7 protein-coding genes are annotated in these 8,367 nt (G+C 75.8%); 2 read left to right on the forward strand and 5 right to left on the reverse strand.

The genetic code is table 11. The features are described from left to right. Both GT045_RS00710 and GT045_RS00715 read right to left on the reverse strand, forming a co-directional pair. On the reverse strand, positions 1-586 hold a 586-nt coding region (locus tag GT045_RS00710; RefSeq protein WP_161332957.1), incomplete at its 3' end, for a DUF2064 domain-containing protein. After that, positions 583-1,284, reverse strand: coding sequence for a glycosyltransferase family 2 protein (locus GT045_RS00715; protein ID WP_345942511.1), 702 nt, complete (start codon positions 1,282-1,284; stop codon positions 583-585). The genes GT045_RS00715 and GT045_RS00710, both read right to left, overlap by 4 nt. Positions 1,285-1,705: 421 nt before the next feature. Here GT045_RS00715 and GT045_RS00720 point away from each other — a divergent pair, with 421 nt between their 5' ends. Together GT045_RS00720 and GT045_RS00725 are read left to right on the forward strand one after the other, a co-directional pair. Then, the gene (locus tag GT045_RS00720) at positions 1,706-2,425 is read left to right on the forward strand and encodes a response regulator transcription factor (RefSeq protein WP_345942512.1); all 720 of its coding nucleotides are present in this window, start codon (positions 1,706-1,708) and stop codon (positions 2,423-2,425) included. Position 2,426: 1 nt separating this feature from the next. Then, the gene (locus GT045_RS00725) at positions 2,427-3,536 is read left to right on the forward strand and encodes a HAMP domain-containing sensor histidine kinase (RefSeq protein ID WP_161287583.1); all 1,110 of its coding nucleotides are present in this window, start codon (positions 2,427-2,429) and stop codon (positions 3,534-3,536) included. Between the two features lie 211 nt (positions 3,537-3,747). On the opposite strand, the gene GT045_RS00730 is transcribed toward GT045_RS00725, so the two are convergent. The 3 genes from GT045_RS00730 to GT045_RS00740 form a co-directional block, all read right to left on the reverse strand. Beyond that, positions 3,748-4,737, reverse strand: coding sequence for an NAD-dependent epimerase/dehydratase family protein (locus GT045_RS00730; RefSeq protein ID WP_161332958.1), 990 nt, complete (start codon positions 4,735-4,737; stop codon positions 3,748-3,750). 320 nt (positions 4,738-5,057) lie between these two features. After that, positions 5,058-6,272 carry a cytochrome P450 gene (locus GT045_RS00735; protein ID WP_161332959.1) on the reverse strand — a complete coding sequence of 405 codons (1,215 nt, stop codon included), beginning with the start codon at positions 6,270-6,272 and terminating at the stop codon, positions 5,058-5,060. Positions 6,273-6,851: 579 nt separating this feature from the next. Beyond that, positions 6,852-7,841 (reverse strand): helix-turn-helix domain-containing protein, encoded by a 990-nt coding sequence (locus GT045_RS00740; protein ID WP_202526754.1) that lies wholly within the window; start codon positions 7,839-7,841, stop codon positions 6,852-6,854. Positions 7,842-8,367: the final 526 nt, after the last annotated feature.

The following is an 8,367-nucleotide window of genomic DNA, read 5'->3' on the forward strand; positions in this document are numbered from 1 at the left end:
GTCGGGCGGCGAACCGGCCGTGCGGGGCGAGCGCGGCGACCGCCGCCGCGTCGGCCGCGGTGTCCACGTCCCGCAGCCGGGGCAGATCACGCACCCGCAGTCCCGCCGCGACCAGCCGGCGCCGCTGGACGGCGCCCGTACGCGCGGTGGACATGGGCACGCCCCGCAGCAGGGCCGGGTCGGGCCGGACCAGCCCCAGCGCCCAGAAGCCGCCGTCCTCCGCCGGCCCGAAGCAGGCGTCGTACCCGGAGAAGTCCACCGTCAGCAGCTCGGGGGTGACCTGCGGGGTGTCCATGCCGATCAGCACGGCGGGCCCCTCGCACCGCGCGAACGCGTCGGCCAGCCGCAGGTCCAGTCCGCCCGCGCACTGCGGTACGACGTCGAAGCCGGGCGGCAGCCAGGGGCCGGGGGAGCCGTCGAGCACCAGCACCCGACGGGTGGCGGGGGCGGCCGACACGGCGTGCAGGGTGTCGGCGAGCGCCGCCTCGGCGAGCGCGGCGGCCTCGGCGGGGGTGAACGGCGGGGTGAGCCGGGTCTTGACGCGACCGGGCAGCGGTTCCTTCGCGATGACGAGCAGGGTGGTCACCGTACGGTCCTTTCGCCGGCCGGGGGTTCGGCCAGGACGCGGCTCATGTCCCGCACCGCCTGCCAGGTGCCCCGCCAGGTGCCCGTCACCTTCGAGGTGCCGGTGCGCGGGAGGTAGGGCACGTCGTGTTCGGTGATCCGCCAGCCGGCGTCGGCCGCGCGCACCACCATCTGGAGCGGGTAGCCGCTGCGCCGGTCGCTGAGGCCGAGCGCGAGCAGCGGCTCCCGGCGGGCGGCGCGCAGCGGGCCGAGGTCGTGCAGGCGCAGGCCGGTACGGCGGCGCAGCAGCCGGGCGAGCGCGAGGTTGCCCGCCCGTGCGTGCGCGGGCCAGGCCCCGCGGGCCCGGGCCCGCCGCCGTCCCAGAACCAGGTCGGCCTCACCGTCGAGTACCTCACGGACGAAGGGGACGAGGAGCGAGGGGTCGAGCGAGGCGTCGCAGTCGCAGAAGCAGACGACGTCGGCGGTGGCGGCGGTCAGCCCGGCGTGGCAGGCGGCGCCGAAACCGCGGCGCGGTTCGTGCACGACGGTCGCGCCGAGGGCGGCCGCGACGCCGGCCGAGCCGTCGGTGGAGCCGTTGTCGACCACGAGAGCGCGCCAGCCCGCCGGGATCCGGGCGAGGACCCAGGGGAGGGCCTCCGCCTCATCGAGGCAGGGCAGCACGACATCCACGCGCGCCGGTGATGAGGGTGTCGAGGGGATCACGCCGTTCACCCTACGAACGGCAAGCGGACATTTCGGGCTTCCGCTCCTTACGAAACACGGACGTCGGGGCCGGGGCCCGGCCGTGGGTGCGACATCCGCGGCGGGCCGGTGCGAGGCTGAAGCCATGCAGCAGCCGCACGTGCCCACGCAGGGCAGAGCCCCGGACCCGAACGACCCCGACACCGGGGTGCCCGGGGTGCCGTCCGCCCACGGGGCCGCGGTGCCCGGGGTGCAGTCCGCCTCCGGGGTCGCAGCGACCGGGGTGCCGTCCGCCTCCGACACCGGAGTGTCCGGGGTGCAGTCCGCCTCCGGGGCCGCAGCGACCGAGGCGCCGTCCGCCTCCGTCACCGGGGTGCCTGGGGTGCAGCCCGCCCACGGGGCCGCGGCGACCGGGGTGCCGTCCGCCTCCGACACCGGAGTGTCCGGGGTGCCGTCCGCCCACGGGGCCGCCCGGGTCCTGGTCGTCGACGACGACGCCACCGTCGCCGAGGTCGTCGCCGGGTACCTCGGCCGCGCCGGCTACGTCGTCGACCGCGCCGACGACGGCCCCACCGCCCTCGTCCGCGCCGCCGCCCACTGGCCGGACCTGGTGGTGCTCGACCTGATGCTGCCCGGCATGGACGGCCTGGAGGTGTGCCGGCGACTGCGCGCCGAGGCCCCCGTCCCCGTGGTCATGCTCACCGCCCGGGGTGACGAGGACGACCGCATCCTGGGCCTGGAGGTGGGTGCCGACGACTACGTGACCAAGCCGTTCAGCCCCCGCGAACTGATCCTGCGGATACGGTCGGTGCTGCGCCGCACGCTCCCCGCCGCGGACACCCGCCGGCTGGCCGCGGCCGGACTCACCGTCGACCCCGCCGCCCGCCGCGCCACCCGCGACGGCGTGGAACTCGCCCTCACCTTGCGAGAGTTCGACCTCCTCGTCTTCCTGCTCCGGCACCCGGGGCGGGCGTTCAGCCGGGAGGACCTGATGCGCGAGGTGTGGGGCTGGGACTTCGGTGACCTCTCCACCGTCACGGTCCACGTCCGCCGGCTGCGCGGCAAGGTCGAGGACGACCCGGGCCGGCCGCGCCTGATCCAGACCGTGTGGGGCGTCGGCTACCGCTTCGACCCCAGCGGCCGGGAGGAGACGGACTGACATGCGCGACGTTCTGCTGATCGCCCTGTACGCCTTCGCCGGGGCCGCCGCCATGGGCCTGGTGGGGGCCGCCGCGCTGCGGCTGCTGCGCCGCCGCTCGCTCACCGTGTCCCTCGCCGTGGTCGCGGCCGTCGGCGTCTGCGGTGTCCTCGCGGGCACCCTCGCCGTCGCCTGGGCGATGTTCCTCTCCCCGCACGACCTGACGGTGGTGACGACGGTCGTCGCGATGGCGGCCGTCGTCTCTCTGGTGACCGCGCTGATACTGGGCCGCTGGGTCGTCGCGCGCAGCCGCGAACTCGCGATGGCGGCACGCTCGTTCGGCGACGGCGGCGACTTCGCGCCGCCCGCGGCCCCGGCCACCGCCGAACTGGCCGCGGTGAGCCGCGAACTGGCCGCCACCAGTGCCAGACTCGCCGAGTCCCGGGAGCGGGAACGCATGCTGGAGACCTCGCGCCGGGAACTGGTCGCCTGGATCTCCCACGACCTGCGCACCCCGCTCGCCGGTCTGCGCGCGATGTCGGAGGCCCTGGAGGACGGCGTCGCCGACGACCCGGGCCGCTACCTGAAGCAGATCCGCACCGAGGTGGAGCGCCTCAACGACATGGTCGGCGACCTCTTCGAACTCTCCCGCATCCACGCCGGCACGCTCCCCCTGACCCCCTCCCGGATCTCCCTGTACGACCTCGTCGGCGACGCCCTCGCCGGTGCCGGCCCGCTCGCCCACGCCCACGGCGTACGGCTGGTCGGCGACGGTGTGGCGCCGGTACCCGTCGAGGTCGACGCCAAGGAGATGAGCCGGGTCCTGGGGAACCTGCTGGTCAACGCGATCCGCCGGACACCCGCGGACGGCACGGTCGCCGTCGCCGCCGAGCGCTCGCCCGACGGCGTCGTCCTCTCCGTGACGGACGGCTGTGGCGGCATCCCCGAGGACGACCTGCCGCGCGTCTTCGACACCGGCTGGCGCGGCACCGACGCCCGCACCCCGCCCGCCGGCGCGGGCCTGGGCCTCGCCATCGTGCGCGGGATCGTCGAGGCCCATCAGGGCCGGGCGAGCGTGCGCAACATCCCCGGCGGCTGCCGCTTCGAGGTCACCCTGCCCGCGGCGCCGTAGTGCCGGTCGGTGCCGCGGCGCCGCGGGAACGGTCGGTGCCCGCAGCGCCGTAGGAATGGTCGGTGCCCCTGGCGCCGTAGTGCTGGTGGTGCCCGCAGCGCCGGAGGAATGGTCGGTGCCCCCGGCGCCGTGGTGCCGGTCGGTGCCGCGGCGCTGTAGGAGTGGTCGGTGCCCGCGGCGCTGTAGGAGTGGTCGGTGCTCGCGGCGCCGGTCAGTGGCCGCCCGCGAACTCCCGCATGCCCTCCGCGAAGCCGACCTGCGGCTTCCAGCCCAGTTCGGCGCGCAGCCGCGAGGAGTCGGCCGTGATGTGCCGTACGTCCCCCAGCCGGTACTCCGCCGTGACGACGGGCGCCGGGCCGCCGTGGGCGTCGGCCAGCGCCCGGGCCATCTCCCCGACCGTGTGCGGCTCGCCGCTGCCGGTGTTGTACGCGGTGAGCGCACCCGGCGCCGGCCGTGCCAGGAGCGCCGCGACGTTGGCCGCGGCCACGTCCCGCACATGCACGAAGTCCCGGCGCTGCCGGCCGTCCTCGAACACGCGGGGTGCCTCACCCCGGGCGAGCGCGGACCGGAAGAAGGAGGCCACGCCCGCGTAGGGGGTGTCGCGGGGCATCCGGGGCCCGTACACGTTGTGGTAGCGCAGCGAGACGGCCGACCCACCGGTCGACCGGGCCCAGGCGGCGGCCAGGTGCTCCTGCGCGAGCTTGGTGGTGGCGTACACGTTGCGCGGGTCGGCCGGCGCGTCCTCGCCGACCAGGCCGGGCGAGAGGGCGGCGCCGCACACCGGGCAGCGCGGCTCGAACCGCCCCGCCTCCAGATCGGCGACGGCCCGCGGCCCCGGCCGCACCACTCCGTCACGCGGACACGCGTAACGCCCCTCCCCGTACACGACCATCGACCCGGCCAGCACCAGGTGCCGTACCCCCGCCTCGGCCATGCCGGCGAGCAGGACGGCGGTGCCCAGGTCGTTGCGCGAGACGTACTCCGCCGCGTCCGCGAACCCCACGCCGAGGCCGACCATCGCGGCCTGGTGGCAGACGGCGTCCACGCCGGCCACGGCCCGCGCGACCGCCGCCGGATCGCGTACGTCGGCGGCCGGATCCGCACGCACGTCGAACACGATGGCCTCGTGTCCGCGCGCGGTGAGCGCCTCGACGACATGAGAGCCGATGAACCCGGCACCGCCGGTGACCAGTACACGCATGCGTCCACGCTAGGCCCGCCCCGCCGGCGGACCGGACGGGCGCGCTCGGACGTCACGACTCCGTAAGACCCGACACCCGCACCGCTCCAGGCACTGTTCGACCGGTACGGCACCGCGTCCGCAGTCGGTCGACCGCCCGCCGCCCGCCGTAGGTTGGCCGCCTGCCGTCGGTCGACCGTCCGCCGCCGGTCGGGTGCCGCCGCCGGTTGGCCGGCCTCCGTAGGTTGGCCGCCCGCCGCCCGCCGCCGGTTGGCCGCCCGCCGGTGGCGTCGCCGGGGTTCGGGCCTGGAGGCGGGAGGCGGGGCGGGCCGGGCGGGGGGTCACCAGACGACGGGCAGGCGCACCGGGAAGCGGCGGATGGTCCCGGTGTCCCACTCGATGTCCTCGGGGCCGACGGCGAGGCGCAGGTCCGGGAAACGCGCCAGCAAGCCGGCCACCGCGCTGTCCAGCTCGGCCCGGGCCAGCGGTGCGGCGAGGCAGTGGTGGCCGCCCCAGCCGAACGTCATGTGCGGGCGCACCGGCCGTTCGAGGTCGAGTGTGTGCGGGTCGGGGAAGACGGCCGGGTCCCGGTTGGCCGCGAGGTAGGACACGTGCACGTAGTCGCCGGCGCTGATGGCGGTGCCCTCGATCTCCGCGTCCTCCAGCGCGATCCGCGGGATGCCGACCCCCTTGCGGAAGGGGATGAACCGCAGCAGCTCCTCCAGTGCGCCGGGGAGCCGGTCGGGGTCGCTCGCGAGCGCGGCGCACTGCTCGGGCCGGGTCAGCAGCAGATAGGCGATGTTGCTGATCTGGCAGGTCGCCGTGTCGTTGCCGCTGAGGATGAGCGTCACGGCGAGGACCGCCAACTCGTCGTCGCTCAGGGGCTTCTCACCCTCCGGCACCGGGGCCGTGGCCATGGTGCTGAGCAGGTCCTCGCCCGGGGAGCTCCGCCGGTCCGGGACCAGCTTGGCGAAGTAGGCCCGCAGGTCGGCCTTGGCGTCGGCGGCCACCTTCCGGGCGTCCGCCGAGGTGGCCAGGAGCCGCATGGTGAGCGTGCGCAGGTGATCGCGGTCGGCCTCGGGGACGGCGAGCAGCTCACAGATCGTCAGGTGCGGCAGCGGCACCGACAGATGGGTGACCAGGTCCGCGGGCGGCCCCGCCTCGGCCATCGCCGTGAGGAGCCCGTTCACCACCCTGTCCACGGCCGGCCGCATACCGGCCACGCGGTCCCGGGTGAACGCCTGGGCCGCGACGTGCCGCAGCCGGGTGGCGTGCGGCGGGTCCGTCACGTTGATCGATTCCGGGGACACGATGGGCTCGGGCGTCATCCGCGGGTAGTCGCGCCCGACGATCGCCGCCCGGCTGAACTTCGGGTCGCACGTCACCTGGCGCACCCCGGCGAAACTGGTCACCAGCCATGCCTCGGCCTCGCCGTAGGGCAACCGGATCCGGCTGACCGGGCCCTCCTGCGCGAGTGAGGCCAACGACGGGTCGTACTCCAGCGCCTCGGCGAAGTCGAAGGGGCAGACGGGCACTGCGGGGTCCTGGAACGACATACAGCCTCCTATGTGCGCAGCGTCGGTGCGGCGGCCCGCATGGGCTGGCGTTGTGTCAAGCAGCCGTGGGTGTCGAGGCCGACGGGGAGATGGCACACCGACGACGGCGCCCGGACGCCGGTCACCTCGTCCACTATGCGGTACTTCGGCCGCTCGCGCAGAACAGCCGCTCCCGGCGGCGAGCCGGCTCCGCCCTCGGGACCGCCGCCCCGGGCGCGCCGCGATCGGCCGCACGGATCTCCGTCCACTACGGCGTTCGGGTGAGGACGGGTGGAGTCGGGGCCGGCCCCCGCGGCGGGGGGTGGCTTGCCCGGCCCGGGTGGGGCGGCTCGTGCGTCAGGGGGCCCGGGTGGCGGGTGCGGCTTGCGCCATGGGTAGCTCGGGTGGCGGGGGTGGCTTGCGCCAGGGGTGGTCGTGGGGCCGGGTGGCGGGGGTACGTACCGGCGCTGCCCGGTCGCGCCGGTCGGCTCGCGGCCCCATCTATTGCAATGTTCAACAGTGCGAGGGCAAGGGGCGTCTGCGGTCACCTGCCGGACCGCCGGCCGTCCGGCCCGGCCACGCCCGCGCGGACGGTGCGGCTCAGGGTGCCGGGGTGCCGGCGGGGTCCGCGTCGTCGGCACCCGTGCCCCGGCGCGCCCGCCGGTCGCGCCACTCCCGTGGGGAGACGCCGTAGGCGGCCCGGAACGCCCGGCTGAAGTGGGCGGGGCTGACGAACCCCCAGCGCTGCGCCACCGACGACACGGTGGGCGTCACCCGCCCGCGCCGGGCCAGTTCCCGCCCGCACTCCTCCAGCCGTCGCCGCTGGATGAGACGGCTGACCGTGACGCCCTCACCCTCGAACAGCCGGTGCAGGTAGCGGACCGATATCCGGTGTGCCCTCGCGACGGACTCCGGTGAGAGGGAGGGATCACCGAGGTTGCGGTCGATGTGGACGCGGACGGACCGCACCAGGTGCTCCGGGCCCGCGTCCCCCCGCGCGGCGGCCGGCTGGGCGCGTTCGGCGATCAGGGTGGCGAACAGGTCGACCACATGCCCGGCCAGCCGGTGCCCGACGGCCGGCGGACACGTGGGTGCCGACGCGGCCAGCGTGGTGAGGAAGGGCAGCAGCACCGAACCGAACCCGTGCCCGGTGCCGATGGCGGTGCCCGTGACCTGCCTGAGGTCGTCGTCCGCGACGCCCAGCACATGGCGCGGAAGCTGGAAGACGTGGGCGGTGAACCGCTCCGGGTGGACGAAGGTGAAGGGCCGCGTCGTGTCGTAGCACACCAGGCTGCCCTCGCCGGCCTCGGTCCGCCGGCCGCCCTGGACGAAGACGGCCGCGCCCGCCGTCTGGAGAACCACCGCCACGAGGTCCTCGGGTGACGGCCCGATCAGCGCCGGAGTGCGGCTGACCCGCTGGGCACCGGCCTCCACACGGCAGATCCGGAGGAATCCCAGACGGTCGGTGGTGATCGTGCCGGTGAACGTCGTGCCGTCGCGCGGGGTGACGGCGACCGGCACCAGCGCGCGGCTCACCGCGTCCGCCCAGAAGGCGGCCTTCTTCCGGTCCGGTACCGAATCGGTCGTCATCACCGAGCTCAACTGGCTCTCCCTGGGGCAGAAGTGTCACCGGGGCCGTGGCGGGCGGCACGCGCGGCAGAGGGCCGCGCCGGTCCCGGACGGCGGCGACCGGGCCGCATCGGTGAGGCGTGGTCGTGCCGCACGGACCAGCCAAGCACCCGGACCCGCTGACCACCAGGAAGAACTCAGGCACAAACGCCCGTCGTCCCCGCTGCCGCCCCGGAGCGGCCGGCCGTCCTCCACGCCACCGGGCGCACCGTGCGGTCCGCCGCGATGCCCCGACGTGCACGACTCGTGCCCCTGTCCGCAGGGAACGCCGCACGGCCTGTCCCGCGCCCGCCGGCGGCCCCAGGCTGACCGGTACGGGCCGGCGGGCCCGGGCTCCCACGCAGGCGCCCCACCGCCGCGTGTCCCGGCCCACGAACCACCGCTCCCACCAGGGGACCCCATGATCCCGACGCCCCCGCCCGCCACCGGTACCGACGGCGCGGCCCACGCGATCCGCACAGCCCGCGCGGCGGTGCGCGGCGCCGAC

Source organism: Streptomyces sp. SID486 (assembly GCF_009865385.1).
Taxonomy (GTDB): Bacteria; Actinomycetota; Actinomycetes; order Streptomycetales; family Streptomycetaceae; genus Streptomyces.

Bases quoted from the DNA above. Each gene is read 5' to 3' on its own strand.
- GT045_RS00735 (WP_161332959.1), bottom strand. From the start codon at position 6,272: ATGTCGTTCCAGGACCCCGCAGTGCCCGTCTGCCCCTTCGACTTCGCC.
- GT045_RS00725 (WP_161287583.1), top strand. From the start codon at position 2,427: ATGCGCGACGTTCTGCTGATCGCCCTGTACGCCTTCGCCGGGGCCGCC.
- GT045_RS00730 (WP_161332958.1), bottom strand. From the start codon at position 4,737: ATGCGTGTACTGGTCACCGGCGGTGCCGGGTTCATCGGCTCTCATGTC.
- GT045_RS00740 (WP_202526754.1), bottom strand. From the start codon at position 7,841: ATGACGACCGATTCGGTACCGGACCGGAAGAAGGCCGCCTTCTGGGCG.